Here is an 18061-nt window from a genome sequence, read left to right as displayed (position 1 = left end):
CATTAAAATTTTAATTAACTGATTGACAAACAGCCCTGATCTCATCGGCGCTGTCGAGGCCTTTCGCTGCTTCGAAAATGCATTGCGCATCGGTGAGCGTGGTTTCCCTCACCTGCTGTTTGATCCGGGGTATCGAAACGGCACTCATCGAAAACGACCGCAAACCCATTCCGAGCAACAGGCGCGTCGCGTGCGGGTCGCCTGCGAGCTCACCGCACATACCCACGTGGATGCCCGCCCGATGCGCCTCTTCGATCACGCGGGCGATCAGCCTCAGCACGGCCGGGTGGAACCCGTCATACAAAGCAGCGACCTGGTCGTTCATCCGGTCGACGGCCAACGTGTATTGGATCAGGTCATTCGTACCAATGCTGAAAAAGTCGACCTCCTTCGCCAGCAGATCGGCAATAACTGCCGCCGCCGGTATTTCGATCATGATCCCGGTTTGCATTTCCGCACCGAAGGGAACGCCTTCCTCCGCCAGCTCTTTGCGAACTTCCTGCAAAACCGCTTTCGCGGCGCGTACTTCCTGCACGCTGCCGATCATCGGGAACATGATGTTGAAATTTCCGAATGCACTGGCGCGCAACACGGCACGAAGCTGGGTTTTGAAAATATCCGTCCTGTCCAGGCAAATGCGTATGGCCCGGTAGCCCAGAAACGGGTTTTCCTCTCTCGCCAGCCCGAGGTAAGGCGCCTCCTTGTCGCCGCCGATATCAATCGTCCGGATGGTCACTGGCCGCTTGCCCGCTTTCAATGCAATTTTTTGGTAAAATCCGAATTGTTCTTCCTCGTCCGGGAGCGAATCGCGGCCCAAGAATAGTAGTTCGGTTCGTAAAAGCCCGACGCCTTCACCTCCGTTTTCGAATACCTGGTCCAGGTCGGCAGGTTCGGAAATATTCGCCAAAAGCTGCACGGCGCAGCCGTCTTTCGTCACCGCCGACACATCCCGCAGCGATTTCAGCCAGGCCGATTGCTCCGCGAAATGCTGCTGTTTTTCACGGTAGATGTCCGTCGTTGCATCGTCGGGGCGCAGTACCAGCTCCCCCGCCTGCCCGTCCAGCACCAGCCGTTCTCCCTCTTTTATGCCATCGAGCAAAGCCACGCAGCCCACGACGGCTGGAATACCACGCGCCTTCGCTACAATGGCCGCGTGGGAGGTTGGGCCGCCCATTTGGGTTGCAAATCCGGCTACCTGCGTCAGGTCCAGGGCGATGGTATCCGACGGGCTCAGGTCGTCGGCGACGATAATGCATCCTTCCGGGTAAGTTCGCGTTTGCCGCGCCCGCCCGCCGAGGTGTCGGAGGATACGGTCGCCTGCGTCGCGCACATCGGCATGGCGGGCACGCATGTAGGCATCGTCCATGTTCAGGAAGAGTTGTACCAATGCATCCGTAACCCCTACCAGCGCGTCGTGGGCGGTTCTGAACTGCTCTTCGATCTGCTGTACCACGTCGGCGCGGAGCTGCGGGTCTGTCAGGAATTCGGTTTGGGTTTCGAGAATATCCAGCCCTTCATCGTTGCCCGCCTCGGTTAATCCGGCGATCAGCCCGTCCACTTCGGCAACGGACCGCGATACGGCTTCGTCAAACCGCCCGATTTCGGCCGCCACCTCCGCCGCATTGGCCAGGGTAATGCCGGTTACAGCCACCACCTCCCGCCGCACCACCAATGCAGGCCCGATCGCAATCCCCGGAGACACCCCAATGCCTGCAATCCTGCTCGGTTCTTTCGTCGTTGTCATAGGCTTTCAGGCAAAAACATTAAAAACACTCCCTAAAAAACCCAGCAACAGCAGCCCCAGGAGCAGATAGGCCGTCTTGACATTGCGCTTCACGAAATAGAACACGAGAAAAGTCAACGCGAGCGGTATGATATGCGGCACGATCTGGTCGAGCACGCCCTGTAACGGTACAGCCGAATCGGAAGCACCGATCATGGCCGGTGTGCGAATCGCCATCAGCGTCGCCGGCATAGCCCCCACGACCATCAGTCCGAGAATGGAAGAACCGGCTTTCAGTTTATCCATGACATTGGTTTTGGATAAATCCTGCAAAAACCGCGTGCCCGTTTCATAACCGATGAATGTAAGCTTGTAGCGTAGTACCAGATGCGGAACATTGAAAATCAGTAAAAAAAGCAATGGACCCAGCGCGATGCCCTGCAATGCGAGCGATGTACCAATCCCCGCCGCAATGACCTTGATCGTCCCCCAGAACAGCGAGTCGAACACGCCCGCCAGCGGCCCCATCAGCCCCGTTTTCACGGAGTTGATCGATTCTTCGTCGAAATCCTGCTCGCGGGCATTCTGTTCTTCCATCGCAGCCGCAATACCGATGATGAGCGTAGAACCATGCGGGGCGGTGTTGAAAAACTGCAAATGTCGTTTCAATGCCCGCGCCATGCCTTCCTTTGTCCGATAGAGCCTTTTCAAAACCGGTATGATCGCGAATGCGAAGCCGGTATTCTGCCAGGTTTCGAAATTAAAATTCGCTTCCAGCGCCATGGAGCGCACAAAAAGGCTGCGGATGTCGCCCTGCGTGAGCAATGCGGCTTTTGGCTTCACCATCACCGGCGTTTCGTCCATGTCGAAATCATCGAAGTCGCTGTCGTTAGCGGGAACCGGCTGCGCTTTGTGCGTGATATTCGTCACGATCAATGCGGCGATCACACCCAGCCCACCGACGGCGATCATCGGGAGTTTGAGGTAACTCGTCAGGATGAAGCCCAGAAAAAAATACGGCGCGCCTTCCTTGTTGAACATCAGGTTCATCAGCAATGCAAAACCCAATGCCGGCAGCATATTGCCCGCCACCTGCAAGCCCGAATGCGCCCAGGGCGGGATCGTCTCTTCAAACGACTTCACCGCCTCCGAGCCCAGCAGCAGCGCCAGGAGCGTCACCACGCCCATCAGCAAAGGTTTCAGCAGGCCCGACAAAATGTGCAGCCGCTCCACGCCCCGGTAGTCGCCCGTTTCGGCGTAGCGGTCGAAACGTTTATTCCATACCGGCCGGAACACGAACAGCCCGCTGACGACCATTTCGGCAAGAATGGAAATCGGTACCGCCAGGGCCAGCGCCACGGCCGGGCCTTTGCCCGACAGGATCGCGAACGCAGTACCTAATACGCCGCCCGTGATCACATCCGGCGGAATGGCGGCGCCTACTTTGATATTGCCCATAAAAATCAGTTCCAGCGTAGCGCCAATGACGATCCCCTGCTGGAAATCGCCCAAAACAAGTCCAACCAGCGGCCCCAGTACAAGCGGCCTGCTAAGCAGCGTTGTGCCCAGAAAATCCTCCGAATGCCCGAACATGGCAATCAGTGTTATGAGAATATAGGATGTCAGCATCAGAGCAGCGTTTCGATGGGCCGTTGTTCGTCCGTAGGTACCTGCCTCACTTCCAGTTCAATACCTTTCGCGAGCAGCTCCCGGATAAGGGTCATGTCGGCGTCGGTCACATTGATGGCCTTGGAAATGGGCCGGGCTCCTTCTTTTCCCCTGATCCCGCCGAAATTGATGCTCCGCACCTCGGGCAATGCCTGCGCAAGCGCTGCCGCATCCTGGACGGAATTGACGAGTACCAATATTTTCATCGGTTTGGCGCGCTCGTCGGACAGGAAAGTGACCGTGTCCGCGATCGACTTGACGAGCAGTTTCGCGTTCGCCGGCTTGGCGAGGTTCATCGTCATTTTGAGAAAATCGTCCTTGGCAGCCTTGTCGTTCGCCACCACGAGGCATTCGGCGCCCACGGCGGGCGTCCACGTCAATGCGACCTGACCGTGCACAAGCCGGTCGTCGATCCGTAAGAGCTTAATCATTGAAGTCGTCGGATTGCTGGGCGGTGACAAGATCATTTACATACACCATCTGGTCGCGGGCGCCCTGAATGGCCTGTGCGATGACCCCGGTAACAGGCTCGTCGGGACCGGCCATGACCACTTCCACCAACAGCGGCAGGTTCATGCCCGACACGATATGGACGTTTTGCCGCAGGGCATGGCGGAGCACCTGATTGGTGACGCTCCCACCGAGCAGATCGGTAAAAACCACCAGTTCGTCGGCCTCCGAAAGTTCGTCGAGTACCGCTTGGAGGTCTTCTTCCAGCCCTTTGTTTTCTTCGGTATAGGCCTCGATGACGCGCAGGTCTTCCTGCCGGCCGATAATCATTTCCAGAGAACTCCGGATTCCCCCGGCAAAGGTGCCGTGGGTCGCGATGAGAAATTTTCGCATGAATTCGATAAGTATATGTTAAAATAGGTTTAGGATTATCTTCATAAAGGCCCTATCGATTTTTTTTACCTTAATATTTCAATATTTTCGCCAAACGATGTTATCCTAAACCTTTACTATGAAAAGAACAAGAGCCCTGCTGGCGCCCTTTATGCTTGCTATCGCCCTTTCTACCCATGCATTTGCCAAAATCATCATTCACGTAAACCAGGTCGGGTTCGATGCCCGCGGGGCCAAAGGGGCGGTCATTGCTTCGGACGCCGGCGAGCTGGACGGCGTTACCGCATTTGAAATCGTGGCCGCAGGCAGCCGGCAAGCGGTATTTTCGGGAAAAACAGGTAAGCCGGAGCAGGTAAAGGAATGGTTTCCAGGCCGCATTTACCACCGCATTGATTTCTCTGCGCTAACAAAAACCGGCCGGTACCAAATCGTGCTCCGGGTAAAGGGAGCACCCGTCACTTCCGATGAATTTCAGATCGCCGATAAAGCACTCGCGAAACTGCTTATCCCGTCGATTATCCACTATTACAACAAACAACGCGCCGACAAACCCGAAGAACTCCTTGCGGACGAGCACGTGATGCTTTACGGGAGCGAGAAAACGGTGGACCTGCGCGGCGGCTGGGACGATGCTTCGGGCGACATCAGTAAGTACTTCTCGCACCTGGCTTATGCCAATTTCATGTCACAGCAGCAGATCCCGCTCTGCACCTGGGCCATGACCAACGCCGCCGAGCGCATTCCGATGCTGCTCACCGATCTGAACGTGCTCGATTCAATGAAACGCGAGGCACTATACGGCGCGGACTATATTGTGCGGTCGCTGTCGGAGGAAGGCTACTTTTATATGACTATTTTCAGCTATTTCAATCCCGATCCGAAGGCCCGGCGCGTGGTGGGGCTGAATGCCAACAGCGTCACCACCGACAAGTACCAATGCGCTTACCGCGAGGGAGGCGGCATGGGCATTGCAGCGCTTGCCCGCATTTCACGATGGAAAATGGACGGCGCATTCACTTCGGCACAATACCTGGCGGCCGCCAAACGGGCATTCGCACATTTGCAGGTCAACAACCTCAAATACTGCGACGACGGCAAAGAAAATATCCTCGACGACTACTGCGCACTGATGGGCGCCACGGAACTCTGGCTGGCCACCGGCGAAAACGAATACCGCGACGAAGCCCGGAAACGCGCCCAAAACCTCGGGAAACGCCTCGCACCAGGAGGCTACTTCATCGCCAACGACGCCAACCGGCCCTTCTGGCACGCCTCGGACGCCGGCCTGCCCATTGTGGCGCTCTGCCGCTACCTCGATGCCGAAAAGGACGCCGCGTTCCGCAAAACGGCATTGGCGACGGTTAAAAAAGCACTGGATTACAATGTGCGCGTCACCGGCGAGGTAGCGAACCCGTTCGGCTACGCCCGGCAGTCGTTTCTGCTGAATGGTGCAGTGAAAGACGGCTTTTTTATCCCCCACGAAAACGAAAGCGGCTGGTGGTGGCAGGGTGAAAATGCGCGCCTGGGTTCCCTGGCTTCGGCGGCATTGCTCGGCGGCAGGCTGGTGTACCCGGCTTCGGGCGGTACCGGCACGAGCGGGGCGCTTACGGCCTATGCCGGACACCAGCTATCGTGGATATTAGGGGCTAATCCGTACGAGGCTTGCTTTATGTACGGCTTCGGGCGCAATAATATGCCCTATATGAAATCCATGTACGGCCACGGCTCGGAGCGCGGCGGTATTTCCAATGGCGTAACAGGTAAGGACGGGCACGCCGACGGCAGCGGGATCGACTACAAGCCACATGACAATGGCAACGAATGGCGCTGGACGGAGCAGTGGATACCCCATGCTGCCTGGTTCCTCGTCGCCGTCACCACCCTTGCCCAGGAATAGCGACATGAACAGGCGAAACCTCCTGACGCTCGTCATCACGTTGTGGGTGACCGGCCTCGCATACGCGCAGCAGCCGAAGTTCAAGGTGCTGGCATTCTATTCCGAAAAGGTAGAGATGGACCACGTGCTCTTTGCACGGGATGCGTTGTATTTTTTCAAACTGCTGGCCTCCCGGCACCAGTTTACCTTCGACGCTACCACCGACTGGGACCATCTGAACGACCGCTTTCTGAGCAACTATCAGGTGATCGTCTGGCTCAACGATTCCCCCGTGACCGACGCCCAGCGTGCCGCATTTGAAAAATATATCAACGCGGGCGGCGCCTGGCTGGGCTTCCACGTGGCCGGCTACAACGACCGCAGCTCCAAATGGACCTGGTTCCGCGACTTCCTCGGCGGGCCGGTATTCCATAGCAACAACTGGCCGCCGATGGCTGCGAAAGTGGTCGTCGAAGATCAGTCGCACCCTGTGACGAAGCGGCTGCCTGCCACCTACGACGCCCCCGTGACCGAATGGTACCAATGGAAACCCAGTCCGAGAATGGACAAAAATGTGAAAGTACTGGTGTCGCTGGCGCCGGAAAACTATCCGCTGGGCGTGAAAACGTTTCTCGAAAAAGGCGATACGCCCGTGGTTTGGACCAATACGCGTTATAAAATGCTGTATCTCAATATGGGCCACGGCAACAAGGTGCTGTCCAACCCGGACCAGAACACAATGATCACCGACGGCCTGCTATGGCTCGCCGGCCAGTCCAAACCCTGATATTCATGAAGAGCCCCGATAACTACCTCCGATATTTACACCGCATTGCCATCGCGCTCTGCCTCCTTACCGCGCCGGTTTGGGCCATTCCGTGCACCGCACAGCAGAATAGCTTCAAAGTGCTGGCATTCTATTCAGGCAAAGTCGAGGCGGACCATATCGATTTCTCCGACGATGCCCGTTCATTCTTCACCAGACTGGGAGCAGAAAACCATTTTACATTCGACGTGACGACCGACTGGACCAACTGCAACGACGCCGTGCTGGGCGATTACCAGATAGTGATGTGGCTCAACGACTTCCCGCACACGCAGGCGCAGCGCGAGGCGTTCCAGCGGTATATGGAGGGCGGCGGAGGCTGGTTCGGTTTCCATGTTGCCGGCTACAATGACAAAACCACGAAATGGCCCTGGTTCGTCCGTTTCCTCGGCGGGGGCGTTTTTTACAGCAACAGCTGGCCGCCCGTAGAAGCACGGCTGATCGTGGACGATACCACGCACGCCGTTACACGCGGGATGCCTGCGGCCTACGGAGCGCCCGTGAATGAGTGGTACCACTGGCGCCCCAGCCCGCGCGAGAACCCGGACGTGAAAGTGCTCGTTACCCTCGCACCGTCCAATTACCCGCTGGGAATCAAGGACATTCTGCCTGGCGGCGACACGCCGGTGGTGTGGACCCACACGAAATACAATATGGTTTACATGAATATGGGCCATGGCGACAAGGTGCTATCCGATTTCATGCAGAACAATATGATTGCCAATGCATTGCTATGGCTGGGCAAACGAAAAACCGGCGTTTCACGCAAAACCCTGCCCGAACTGCGCCCCGGCGATTACCCCGAGCTGGTGACCGTCCCCGGCGGGACATTCCGGATGGGCAGCGATGGAAACGGCCGGGACGAGGCCCCGGCGCACAGCATCACATTGAAAAACTTCAGCATTGCGAAAACGGAAACGACCGTGGCGCAATGGCGCGTTTTCTGCCATGCGACGGGCCGCGCCATGCCCGACCTGCCAGGCTGGGGCTGGCATGAAAACCACCCGGTCGTCAATGTGAGCTGGGACGATTGCGTGGCCTACTGCCACTGGCTCAGCGCGCAAACTGGCCGCCGCTACCGTCTGCCCACCGAAGCCGAATGGGAATTCGCCGCCGCGGGAGGCGCGCAGGCTCACGGAAACGCATTCAGCGGCGCGGCAGAAATCGATTCCGTCGGCTGGTACGCGGCGACGGGATACGGCACCAAACCGGTAGCCACCAAAAAACCCAACGAACTCGGCCTTTTCGACATGACGGGCAATGTATGGGAGTGGGTCAGCGACTGGTACGACGCGGCCTACTACGCTGCAAGCCCCGCCGCCGACCCCGCCGGACCAGCCAATGGTGTTTACAAAGTCTACCGGGGAGGCGCATGGTCGGTGCCGGCATCCAACTGCCGCATTAGCTACCGCAATGTGGTACCACCGTCGAGCAGCAATTTTAACAGGGGGTTCCGCATCGCGGCGGATTTCTAGTATTCTCTACGCGCAGGTGATAGCCCCTTCCCGCGTACAGCCGTACGCCGGGCGGGCCCAACTGTTCACTTTCGAACACAAAATTTGACACAAAAAACTTACTATCAATTAGTTAAAGAACAGGAACAGATTTTGCACTGGCCCTTCCGAACCCAATCCGGAACCCGATGCTTAAAAACTACCTCAAACTGGCTTTTCGTAACCTGGTTAAAGACAAATTTTACAGCCTGATCAACATTCTCGGCCTCACGATCGGTGTTACGTGCGGTATGCTGCTGTTCCTCTACGTCGTCGACGAGCTTAGCTACGATCGCTACCACGAAAAAGCGTCGCGCATTTACCGCATCGTTTCCTACATCCGCGAGCCCGACAAAGTCAACAAGTGGGTAAGCACGCAGCCGCCGCTCGTGAAGACTTTAAAGCAGGACTACCCGTTTGTCGAGAATTACGTTCGCTTCTTTTCCAATGGCCGGATGGCATTCCGCCAGGGCGAGCGCCGGTTTTACGAGGAAGACGTTTTTGCCGCAGATTCGACGGTCTTTGACATTTTTACCCATAAATTCATTGAAGGAGATCCCAAACAAGCCTTACAGCAGCCGGGCAGCATCGTTCTCACCCAGCGCGTCGCGCAGCGGTTTTTCGGTAAATCCCCTGCCCTCGGCCAGGTGCTGCAAACCAACGACACTACCTCGTACAAAGTAACCGGCGTCATCCAAGATGTGCCCAAAAATTCGCATTTTACCTTCAACGCATTGATGTCGCTGGACCCGAACCAGCGCAATGCCGACGGCTGGGGAGGGTTTTACATCAACAGCTATTTGCTATTGTCCAAAAATGCTGACCTGAAAAAGCTCGAAGCCGGCTTCCCTGGACTGTATGAGAAGTATATGTCGGGGATTTTCAAACGGATGGGCATTCACATTACCTATCAAATGCAGCCGCTGACGAGCATACACCTGTATTCCAAGTTCGACGGCGAGTCGAACGGGGACATCGGTTATGTGTACACGTTCAGCGCGGTGGCGTTTTTCATGCTGCTCATCGCGAGTATCAACTATATGAACCTCGCTACCGCCCAATCGGCACGGCGGGCAAAGGAAGTGGGCCTGCGGAAAGTAATGGGTTCGCTGAAAGGGGCGCTGATAAGACAGTTCCTCACAGAATCCATTTTAATTACGCTTATTTCTCTCATAGCCAGCCTGATACTCGTGGCGCTACTGCTGCCGTTTTTTAATAATGTGTCCGGCAAGGCCATCAGCTATATGCAGCTGCTCACACCTCAGTTTGTACTCATTGCCATCTCCGTCGTCGTATTTACCGGGCTTGTCAGCGGCAGTTACCCGGCCTTTTACCTCTCGTCGTTCGAGCCCGCCAGCGTATTGAAAGGCACGTTCAAGGCGCGAGGCGGCGGTTTTTTCCGCAAGGCATTGGTCGTCACCCAGTTTTCGATTTCACTGATCATGCTCATCTGCACCTGGATCGTGTACCGGCAGCTCAATTACATGCGCGACAAGGACATGGGTTATGATCGCGAGCAGGTATTGACGATTGATTACCAAGACAATCAGCCCAGGGACAAATACAATGCATTCCGGAAAGAACTGCTCGACAACCCCAATATCCAGAGCGTGGCTACGGCATCCTCGCCCGTGAGCAACATCGGCGGCAGGGTCATTTTTACGGTTGAATCCAATGCGGGGATGAAAGAAATGGCGTTCAAACCGACGCTGATCGACCACGATTACCTGCAAACAATGGGCATGAAGCTCGTCGCGGGACGAAACTTCTCGGATGAGCTCCCTGCCGACACCGCCAACAGCGTGCTCATCAACGAGGCGGCCATGAAACGGATGAACTGGAAAGAGCCGATCGGGAAGAAAATCATGCTCGGCACCGTTCCGGCCGACGGCAAAAACCCGCCGCCTACCGCGCAGGTCGCGGGCGTCGTGCGCGACTTTCACCAGCAATCGCTTTATAACCCGATCGAGCCGCTGATTATGGTTTACCGCCGCCACAATGGGGTGATCCACGTGAAGATACGGACCGGGAGTACGGCCGAGACATTGGCCTATATCGGCCAAAAATGGCAGCAAACCTATCCCAACAAATTATTCGAATACCGCTTTCTGGACCAGGATTTCGAGAATGCATACCATGCGGATGCGCTGCGCGGCAAGATATGTACGACATTTTCGGCCCTTACCATACTCATCGCCTGCCTCGGCCTGTTCGGACTGGCCACATTTACCACCGAGCAGCGGGTGAAGGAAATCGGCGTGCGGAAAGTGCTGGGCGGCTCAGTGTCCAGCGTAGTGCTGCTGCTGTCGCGGGATTTTACAAGGCTCGTCCTGTTCTCGTTCCCGATCGCGATCCCCGTCGCCTACTTCGCCATGAACCGCTGGCTGCAAAGCTTCCCGTACAAGGCAGGCATCAGCGTGTGGATATTCATCGCTTCCTGCGTGGCGACGCTGCTGATATGCTGGCTGACGGTCATTTACCAGTCCCTCAAAGCGGCACTGGCGAATCCGGTGAAATCGCTTCGCTCGGAGTGATCGTTGCCATCTGATCAAACCTTATTCAAGCGTATGCTGTTGGTGAATAAAAGGCCATTTCCGTTGACCGCCCGGTTAAATGGAAATGGCCCTCCTATCAGCAGTTTATCATGATTTCAGGTAACTATAAAAAACCATCAGCGCTCAAAAGCAGCGCTTCTATCCGGCTGTTCATTATTCTGGCCGGCATTTCGTTTTCCTGCAAAGTAGCCGTGCCCGCTGAACACGACGGAAAATCGGCTTATCAGGATCTTCTCCAACATGGCGGCGATTCGGCGACCGTCGCCAGCCGCTACATCGGACTGGAAAATACGGTCAATTTCCGGGATTTGGGCGGCCTTAAAACCCGCGACGGCCGAACGGTACGCAAAGGGCTTATCTACCGTTCGGATAACCTTGCGAAACTCGAAGACGACGATTTCGGCCGCTTCAACGCCTTGCGCATTGCGACCGTGTACGACCTCCGCACCGATCATGAGATCGCCGGCAAGGAGGACCATTTGCCAGCCAACGTGCATTACCTGCACACGCCGGTGGTGCAGGACAATGCCGGGGAAATCAAAGGACTGCGCAAACGTGTGCTCAATGGGGAGATTTCCGAGCAGGAGGCGAAGGATATGACGGCCAAATTTTACGCAGACGCCGTGACTGTCCATGTCGCTGCCGTGAAAGACATTTTGAAACAGATCATCAACGCCGACCAGCCGGTCCTTTACCATTGCTCGGCGGGAAAGGACCGCACCGGCATCGTTTCCGCTTTGATCCTCTCGATCGTGAATGTGGACCGGCAGATAATCGTGGACGACTACATGCTTTCCAACTACTACCGCCGAGCACGGGCCGAAAAAAAGCTCGGCAAAGCGAAACTCGGCCGCGTTATCAAACCGAAACTGAATATGAAAGCCATCGAAGTCCTCTCGACGGTCGACGAAAGCTTTATCAATGCCACATTCAACGCCATCGACAGTACCTACGGCGGCATCGAGCCGTTCATCGAAAAGGAGCTGGGTATCGACAAAGCGGCGCGGAAGGCATTGGTTGAGAAGTTCACCGAGTGAACCGGGTGCGCCTCAGCATGAAGTTTCGGAAATGATAATGCGCAATTAATTCAACACATTTTCCTATTAATGCCGGGCATGTTTCTTGCTGTACGTGGTCAAACAAACTTTGAACACGCAGATCATGAACCGTTTTTCTGACCATTTACTCCTGATAAGCTCACTCAAAGCGAACGACAGGGAAGCGTTCGAGTATTTATATGACAAATATTCTGCGGCATTGTATAATGTGATCAACAAAATCCTCAAAGACGAGGCACTGGCCGCCGACGTGTTACAGGAGTCATTCCTTAAAATATGGAAGTCGATCCGGGCTTACGACCCCACCCGGGGAACGCTCTTTACGTGGATGCTGAACATCGCCCGGAACAGCGCGATCGATGCGCATCGCATGCAAGCCCGGTTGCCCGTGCACCTCTGCATCGAACAGGCGCAGGATGCGGACACGTTGTACGCGTACGCGACGCTGCCTATTTTTGACCTGGCCGACCTCAATCAGTTACTTGACCAGCTGAATCCCGAGAAAAAGCAGCTGATCGATCTGGTGTATATCCAGGGCTTTACGCATGATGAAGTGGCCAAAATGCTGATGATCCCGCTCGGCACAGTGAAGTCCCGGATTCGGAAAACGCTGGCGCAACTCCGGTTGTGCTTCGATTCGCCGCAGGTTTCGGTGTCCCAAATATAATTATGTTACCACTTGAAAAACAGCTAATCCATTGATTACAAGTGGGGTAATAAAAAAATTAAATTGTATATTTTCGGAAAAATTTTTTACTTCCAGGATTTTCGCCTAATTTTATCGAATATTCAAAATAATGTTATGAACAAAGGAACAGTTAAGTTTTTCAATGAAACCAAAGGTTTTGGTTTCATCACTCCGGAAAATGGCGGAGCCGATATTTTTGTACACGTGTCGGGTCTGAAAGACGAAATTCGTGAAAACGACAGTGTATCGTACGAAGTTGAAAATGGCAGAAAGGGGCTGAATGCGGTGAACGTAACGGTCATCTAATCAATCATACGGAATACCTGTAACAAGAAAACCTCCCCATCGGGAGGTTTTTTTTATTGACAACCATTTCGTTGCGGGACGGCCGCTTAATCAGGTTTGGTAGTGCCATTGTCGGCATTCTGCCACGTGCCCGCCTGGTAGTACAGCTCGGCGAGCGACTTATGAAATCCAGCGACCAGTTCCGCGCGTTTGATGTGCATATCGATCAGCTTCGTTTCGCGGCTATTGATGAGAAACAAGGTACTTTCCCCCAGATCGAACTTCTGCATTTCTCCGCGCAGGAGTATTTCCTGGTTAGCGATGCTGCGGGTCTGGATCGCCAGCTGCGACTGGTAGGCGCGCAGGTCGTTGTAGGAATTCATGATATTTGTCCGGATAAGCCGGCTCTCGTTCTGCACATCGAAATGCAGGTCCATTTGCTTCACTTTCAGCTCTTTCAGCTTTCCTCGCTCCGCCCGAAGGAAAAGCGGGAATGAAAAGTCTACTCCCACCTTGTAATTGCCCCAGTTGAGATCGTAATATTCCGGCACATAGGAATTAAAATCCCTGCGGGTGGTGAGCAGCGACCCGCTTACGTTCAGCTTCGGTTTGAGGCGTTCGCGCAGGTACCTTTGCTCGATATCCATTTGCAAACCCTTGTAATTCAGCATCCTCAACTTGGGATGCTGTCCGGCCGCATTGCTGAGCAGCATATCCAGCTGCGCCTGCCCGATCGCGATCATATTGCTGTCGCCCTCCATCGGTACCGCCATTTCGGGCAGTTCCACCGGGCGGCCGTCCGGGCTCCACAGGTGGTTGGACACCAGCAGGCCCTTGTTACGGAAGTCGATCCGCAGCTTTTCAAGCTGTATTGACCGTTCCTGCACGGTAATGTAGGCCTCCACGGAGTCGATCACAGGCTTATCGCCGAGCAACGTCTGGTTACGCGTGGCCTCGTAACGCGTCGTCGCGAGGTCCAGGCCGCGCTGCACGAAACGGTATTGCTGGTTAGCCACAAACCAGTTCCAGTAGTCTTTCACGGCCTGAAACCAGACCTTATTAATCTCCGCCACGCGCTCTGCCTCGGCATAGCCGACCATCACACGCGCTTGCTTGAGCGTATTCCGGCGGGCGTCGATGATCAGCCCCTGCCCGATGGGCACGCTGATGCCCACACCCGTCAGGCCCGACTGCGGCGTACGGGTTTCAGGATTGGTGTAAGCACCTACATTACGGTCGTGGCCGATTTTCAGGTCGGCACCAGCCAGGTAAAGCGGCACTTTGAGCTCGCTTGTCCAGCGGTTGTAATAATCGGTATTCGCGAAAACCTTGCGGTCGAGCGCCGCTTTCAGCGACGGGTCGAAACTTCCGAGCGCCTGCATTACTTTCGCGCGGGCCTGGTCGCCGAGCAAATCGGCCTGCTTCACCACCGGGTGGTTATAGAACACCAGCTCTTCCAGGTCCCTGATCGAAAAGATGCGGGTGGTATCAGGCGCTTCCTGGGCCTGCGACGCGGTACCCCACGAAAGCAGCCATATGCACAATGCCAGCGTCTTTTTGGGTAATATATTCATTTTGAAAAATCACTTCTGGTTCTGTTACTTGGACTCCGTTTTCTCGGGTTCCTTTTCCAGGCTTGGCGGGAAACCGTTCAGCATCCGCCATATTTCGTACCATAGCGGCACCGACCGGAGGATTACGCGGCCATACACGCCCGATCCCTGCCGGAGCTGGATCGGCCATTCCTCGTCGTTGGCCGGTACGGGATGCGTAGGCGTTACCAGCAGGCGGTATTTGCCTCCGCTGCTGCTCACCATGTCGATCACCGACACCTTCCCGGCGAATGTACCCACCGCCACCGACGGCCAGCCGGCAAACTGTACCGAAGGCCAGCCTTCGAATTGCAGGCGCACGTCGCTCTGTTCCAGGATCAGCGGCACGTCCATGGCGTTCACGTAAATCTCCGCCGCCACAAGTGGTTTAAGTGGTTGCAGCGTGGCAATGGATTCCCCTTCCTTGATATTCTCGCCGATACCCGCTTTCAGGGTTTTCACGACGAAACCGTCCTGCGGCGCGCGTACCACGTACAACCCGCGGCGGATATCGATATTGGAAATCTCGTTGCGCAGCTTGGCAATGTCGCCCTGGGCACTCACCTTGCTCGATAGTGCCGAACTCAGGTCCGACTGCGCCTTCGCCACCGATTCCTGGTATTTGGCCTGGATATTGTCGAGATCGATGCGCGCATTTTGCAGCGACTGCTTTGAATTATTCAGCTTGTTGACCTGGCTGATCACCTTTGCATTGTCTTCCTGTAATTTCAGCCGGCGGCTTTCGATGTCGGTCAATGAGAAGAGGCCATTCTTGTAACCTTCCTCGTACCGGTCGAGCCGCGCCTTGCTGATTTCGTAGAACTTGCGGGTCGCGACGAGGTCGGCGCTGTCGATATGCACGTAGTTTTCAGCTTGCTCCACCTTGTTGCGTGCGGCTGCGAGCTGCACTTCCAGGCCGGTCGTGAGAGCTCTGATCTGCGCATGGGTCGCCTGCATTTTCTGGGAAGCCGCGTCTTCGGAGCCCTCTTTCGCGTGCAGCTGTTCCTGTAACCGCGTAGGAAGGTTAGGGTCAAAATACGATTGGCTGATTTCCGACACGACGAGTATCGTATCCCCTTTTTTAACCTGCTGGCCTTCACGTACGGCCCAATGTTCGATCCGCCCGCCGATCTGGTTCTGTACCGTCTGAGGCCGGTCCTCCGGGCGCAATGCCGTCACCGTGCCGCGGCCGGGGATCGTTTGCCGCCAGGGCAGGAAAAGAACAATGAGGAAAATGAAGAGCAATATCAGCATGATCCGTCCCAGCAGGCGCGAACCTTTCGTTTTCAATAGCCGCTGCTCCGACAGGATACCCAGCTCTTCCCAATCTTTGCGTTTCGTGAGGTCGTTGGAATGCTTAGCCATGGCTCACCTCGCTTTCTTCCAGTTCCAGGTCGGTGACCGTGGCCAGTTTTTCGCTGCCCGTTACCATATCGAAAATGGTATCCAGGTTAGTCATGAATTTTTCGATGGCATAGCTGATCTGTACGATGATCACCTCGGCCGCTACAAACTGCCCCAGCGTCATCTGGCGTTGCACGACGTAATAGGAACCCAGGAACAACAATCCGCCCATGAGCAATGTCCGCACGATCACCGCGCTCGCGAAGAATTTCCGCAGGATACGGAAATGGTCGTTGCGCGCATGCAGGTATTCGGCGGTGATCTTGTCCGTTTCGATGATCACGTTCCGCAGCTTTTCGGGTTGGCCTCGGTAGCTGTCCAGGTCGGCAGCAACTGTTTCGAGGTACGCCACCACTTCATATTTATGGTGCGATTCCTCGATGCTCGTTTGCACGCCGCGTTTGTAATAAAGGAATAACACGAGCACTGTGGCTACGACCGTCAGCACGCCGAACGTCATGAAAACCGGGTGGTAAAACGACACGAGGATGGCCGAAAAGACGATCTGCACGCCCGCCGCTACAATGTCGACCAGGAGCTTGGTAAGCCCTTTCTGAATGGTAATGACATCAAAAAACCGGTTGACGAGCTCCGGCGGGTTTTCCCCTTCCAGTTCGGCTTTTTTAATGCGCGGAAAACGGTAGGCAAATTCCAGCGTGGCCTTCGCAAATATCTTTTGCTCAATAAGTTCCACCAAGGTGAGCTGACCAATGAGCAGCACCCCGCCCACCACGACGCCGACGAGCACCATCGCTATGAGCAGGTAGGTGGAGCTGTACAATGCCCCGTTCGAGAGCAGGTTGAACACGGCCGTCGTACCCAGCGGCAGGGTGAGGCCAATGAGCCCTATGAGGCCCGCATAGATAAAGATGTAGTTGATCGTCGAGCGTTCGACATACAGGATTCCAATAAGTCGCTGCCAGGGTGTGGGGGCATCGGCCTGATATTTCTTTTTCATGTAAACCGGTGATTTGGAAGAGGGGCCAAAGGGGGGCCGGTGGCTCGGGCCTTTAATTTCAAAAGCCTTTTTTTAAGCACGCCGTCATTCCATTTTTTTCTTCATTTGACGCTTTTAGTAACGCTAAAATAAATATTTCAGTGCGAGATTTTGAAATTCGAGCCGGTGAAGAAATCCTGAAAATTTGATTAGAAAATGATTATAAGCTGCATTTCATTAAAAACCAATTAGAAACAAACAGCTTATAATCATTTGATATCAAACAACTTGAAGAAAATGTATTTTTTACTGGTTATTAGAAATTCTAATAACTTAACCCTATTTATATTAATCAAATTCTAATGACTTAAAGGAAAATAATTTCAATTAAACACCAAACTAAATATCAAGTTAAATAAAATTCCACAATAAATATAACTTGTCACTTTTTGTTTACAAATGCGTAATGCAATGTAACGACACCTGAACCGAGTGTCTGGCTTTCAAGCAATTTCAGGGAGCTGGTGTCCGCTTCGCCATCGAACAGGCTGATACCTTTTTGCAGCAATATCGGGTGCACAGTCAGCTTGAATTCGTCGATCAGCCCCAGTTTCAGGAGGCTTTTGGCAAGGCCGGGGCTGCCGAAAATCACCAGGTCCTTGCCCGGCTGCTGTTTGAGCTTGTTCACTTCTTCGGCGACATTGTCGCGGATGAGCGTCGTATTGTTCCACGTCACATCTTCCAATGTCGTGGAGAACACGACTTTCGGAATCTGATCCACCCATCTGGCATGTTCCAGCGAATGCGGGTCCTCACTGGGATCGTTCAAAACCTTGGGCCAGTAGCCTTCCATCAGCTGGTAGGTGGTTTTGCCGTACAGGGGCGAGCCCACGGTTTTTACCAGTTCCGCGGCATATTTCTGTAATTCGCCGTCGTACGACAAGAACCCCAGCCCGCCGTTCTCGTCCCCCGCAAAGCCGTCCAGGGATATGTGTGCAAATAAAACCACCTTTCTCATTTCGAATGCATTTGTGTTTGTTAGAAAAGTATAACCCGTAGTTATATAATTCTACTCATACGAAAGCCCTTGAGCGGTTTTCAGCTGCCGTGGAT

General features: G+C 54.7%; 15 protein-coding genes. 7 read left to right on the top strand and 8 right to left on the bottom strand.

Features of this window, described 5'->3' with window-relative positions:
* Positions 1 to 10: 10 nt before the first annotated feature.
* From ptsP to H144_RS0127125, 4 genes are read right to left on the bottom strand one after another with little or no spacing between them, the layout of a single operon-like run.
* The gene (ptsP, locus tag H144_RS0127140; RefSeq protein ID WP_019945270.1) at positions 11 to 1744 is read right to left on the bottom strand and encodes a phosphoenolpyruvate--protein phosphotransferase; all 1734 of its coding nucleotides are present in this window, start codon (positions 1742 to 1744) and stop codon (positions 11 to 13) included.
* 6 nt (positions 1745 to 1750) lie between these two features.
* Positions 1751 to 3352, bottom strand: coding sequence for a PTS system mannose/fructose/sorbose family transporter subunit IID (locus H144_RS34050; protein WP_019945269.1), 1602 nt, complete (start codon positions 3350 to 3352; stop codon positions 1751 to 1753).
* The gene (locus tag H144_RS0127130) at positions 3352 to 3822 is read right to left on the bottom strand and encodes a PTS sugar transporter subunit IIB (RefSeq protein WP_019945268.1); all 471 of its coding nucleotides are present in this window, start codon (positions 3820 to 3822) and stop codon (positions 3352 to 3354) included. The genes H144_RS34050 and H144_RS0127130 overlap by 1 nt, the downstream gene beginning before the upstream one ends.
* Complete coding sequence (locus tag H144_RS0127125; RefSeq protein WP_019945267.1) at positions 3815 to 4234, bottom strand: PTS sugar transporter subunit IIA; 420 nt, start codon at positions 4232 to 4234, stop codon at positions 3815 to 3817. Before H144_RS0127125 ends, H144_RS0127130 begins: the two co-directional genes overlap by 8 nt.
* 118 nt (positions 4235 to 4352) lie before the next feature.
* Between H144_RS0127125 and H144_RS0127120 the strand changes: the two genes are divergently transcribed.
* The 7 genes from H144_RS0127120 to H144_RS0127090 all read left to right on the top strand — a co-directional run bounded on the left by H144_RS0127120 (position 4353) and on the right by H144_RS0127090 (position 13036).
* Positions 4353 to 6131: a glycoside hydrolase family 9 protein gene (locus H144_RS0127120; RefSeq protein ID WP_019945266.1), complete on the top strand. Its 1779-nt coding sequence runs from the start codon at positions 4353 to 4355 to the stop codon at positions 6129 to 6131.
* Between the two features lie 4 nt (positions 6132 to 6135).
* Positions 6136 to 6897, top strand: coding sequence for a ThuA domain-containing protein (locus H144_RS0127115; RefSeq protein WP_019945265.1), 762 nt, complete (start codon positions 6136 to 6138; stop codon positions 6895 to 6897).
* A gap of 5 nt (positions 6898 to 6902) precedes the next feature.
* Entirely contained in the window at positions 6903 to 8411 is a 1509-nt protein-coding gene (locus H144_RS33735; RefSeq protein WP_019945264.1) for an SUMF1/EgtB/PvdO family nonheme iron enzyme, read from the top strand.
* A 167-nt stretch (positions 8412 to 8578) separates the two neighbouring features.
* Positions 8579 to 10963: an ABC transporter permease gene (locus H144_RS0127105; protein ID WP_019945263.1), complete on the top strand. Its 2385-nt coding sequence runs from the start codon at positions 8579 to 8581 to the stop codon at positions 10961 to 10963.
* Between the two features lie 110 nt (positions 10964 to 11073).
* Positions 11074 to 12021, top strand: a complete 948-nt coding sequence (locus H144_RS0127100; protein WP_019945262.1) for a tyrosine-protein phosphatase — start codon at positions 11074 to 11076, stop codon at positions 12019 to 12021.
* A gap of 124 nt (positions 12022 to 12145) precedes the next feature.
* Positions 12146 to 12709 carry an RNA polymerase sigma factor gene (locus tag H144_RS0127095; RefSeq protein ID WP_033403352.1) on the top strand — a complete coding sequence of 188 codons (564 nt, stop codon included), beginning with the start codon at positions 12146 to 12148 and terminating at the stop codon, positions 12707 to 12709.
* Between the two features lie 135 nt (positions 12710 to 12844).
* A complete protein-coding gene (locus H144_RS0127090) occupies positions 12845 to 13036 on the top strand; it encodes a cold-shock protein (protein ID WP_026351030.1) in 192 nt (63 codons plus the stop codon).
* Between the two features lie 86 nt (positions 13037 to 13122).
* On the opposite strand, the gene H144_RS0127085 is transcribed toward H144_RS0127090, so the two are convergent.
* The 4 genes from H144_RS0127085 to H144_RS0127070 all read right to left on the bottom strand — a co-directional run bounded on the left by H144_RS0127085 (position 13123) and on the right by H144_RS0127070 (position 17966).
* Entirely contained in the window at positions 13123 to 14589 is a 1467-nt protein-coding gene (locus H144_RS0127085; protein WP_019945259.1) for a TolC family protein, read from the bottom strand.
* Between the two features lie 24 nt (positions 14590 to 14613).
* Positions 14614 to 15972, bottom strand: coding sequence for an HlyD family secretion protein (locus H144_RS0127080; RefSeq protein ID WP_019945258.1), 1359 nt, complete (start codon positions 15970 to 15972; stop codon positions 14614 to 14616).
* Positions 15965 to 16969 (bottom strand): ATP-binding cassette domain-containing protein, encoded by a 1005-nt coding sequence (locus H144_RS0127075; RefSeq protein ID WP_019945257.1) that lies wholly within the window; start codon positions 16967 to 16969, stop codon positions 15965 to 15967. The genes H144_RS0127080 and H144_RS0127075 overlap by 8 nt, the downstream gene beginning before the upstream one ends.
* Before the next feature lie 421 nt (positions 16970 to 17390).
* Positions 17391 to 17966, bottom strand: a complete 576-nt coding sequence (locus tag H144_RS0127070; RefSeq protein WP_019945256.1) for a dihydrofolate reductase family protein — start codon at positions 17964 to 17966, stop codon at positions 17391 to 17393.
* Between the last annotated feature and the right edge of the window lie 95 nt (positions 17967 to 18061).

Source organism: Dyadobacter beijingensis DSM 21582, assembly GCF_000382205.1.
In the GTDB taxonomy this organism is placed as follows: Bacteria; Bacteroidota; Bacteroidia; order Cytophagales; family Spirosomataceae; genus Dyadobacter; species Dyadobacter beijingensis.
This window is presented reverse-complemented; position numbering and strand designations above follow the sequence as displayed.

What these genes read in the sequence shown, in the direction of transcription:
- ptsP (WP_019945270.1), bottom strand. Translation starts at nt 1,744, where the DNA reads ATGACAACGACGAAAGAACCGAGCAGGATTGCAGGCATTGGGGTGTCT.
- H144_RS34050 (WP_019945269.1), bottom strand. Translation starts at nt 3,352, where the DNA reads ATGCTGACATCCTATATTCTCATAACACTGATTGCCATGTTCGGGCAT.
- H144_RS0127130 (WP_019945268.1), bottom strand. Translation starts at nt 3,822, where the DNA reads ATGATTAAGCTCTTACGGATCGACGACCGGCTTGTGCACGGTCAGGTC.
- H144_RS0127125 (WP_019945267.1), bottom strand. Translation starts at nt 4,234, where the DNA reads ATGCGAAAATTTCTCATCGCGACCCACGGCACCTTTGCCGGGGGAATC.
- H144_RS0127120 (WP_019945266.1), top strand. Translation starts at nt 4,353, where the DNA reads ATGAAAAGAACAAGAGCCCTGCTGGCGCCCTTTATGCTTGCTATCGCC.
- H144_RS0127115 (WP_019945265.1), top strand. Translation starts at nt 6,136, where the DNA reads ATGAACAGGCGAAACCTCCTGACGCTCGTCATCACGTTGTGGGTGACC.
- H144_RS33735 (WP_019945264.1), top strand. Translation starts at nt 6,903, where the DNA reads ATGAAGAGCCCCGATAACTACCTCCGATATTTACACCGCATTGCCATC.
- H144_RS0127105 (WP_019945263.1), top strand. Translation starts at nt 8,579, where the DNA reads ATGCTTAAAAACTACCTCAAACTGGCTTTTCGTAACCTGGTTAAAGAC.
- H144_RS0127100 (WP_019945262.1), top strand. Translation starts at nt 11,074, where the DNA reads ATGATTTCAGGTAACTATAAAAAACCATCAGCGCTCAAAAGCAGCGCT.
- H144_RS0127095 (WP_033403352.1), top strand. Translation starts at nt 12,146, where the DNA reads ATGAACCGTTTTTCTGACCATTTACTCCTGATAAGCTCACTCAAAGCG.
- H144_RS0127090 (WP_026351030.1), top strand. Translation starts at nt 12,845, where the DNA reads ATGAACAAAGGAACAGTTAAGTTTTTCAATGAAACCAAAGGTTTTGGT.
- H144_RS0127085 (WP_019945259.1), bottom strand. Translation starts at nt 14,589, where the DNA reads ATGAATATATTACCCAAAAAGACGCTGGCATTGTGCATATGGCTGCTT.
- H144_RS0127080 (WP_019945258.1), bottom strand. Translation starts at nt 15,972, where the DNA reads ATGGCTAAGCATTCCAACGACCTCACGAAACGCAAAGATTGGGAAGAG.
- H144_RS0127075 (WP_019945257.1), bottom strand. Translation starts at nt 16,969, where the DNA reads ATGAAAAAGAAATATCAGGCCGATGCCCCCACACCCTGGCAGCGACTT.
- H144_RS0127070 (WP_019945256.1), bottom strand. Translation starts at nt 17,966, where the DNA reads ATGAGAAAGGTGGTTTTATTTGCACACATATCCCTGGACGGCTTTGCG.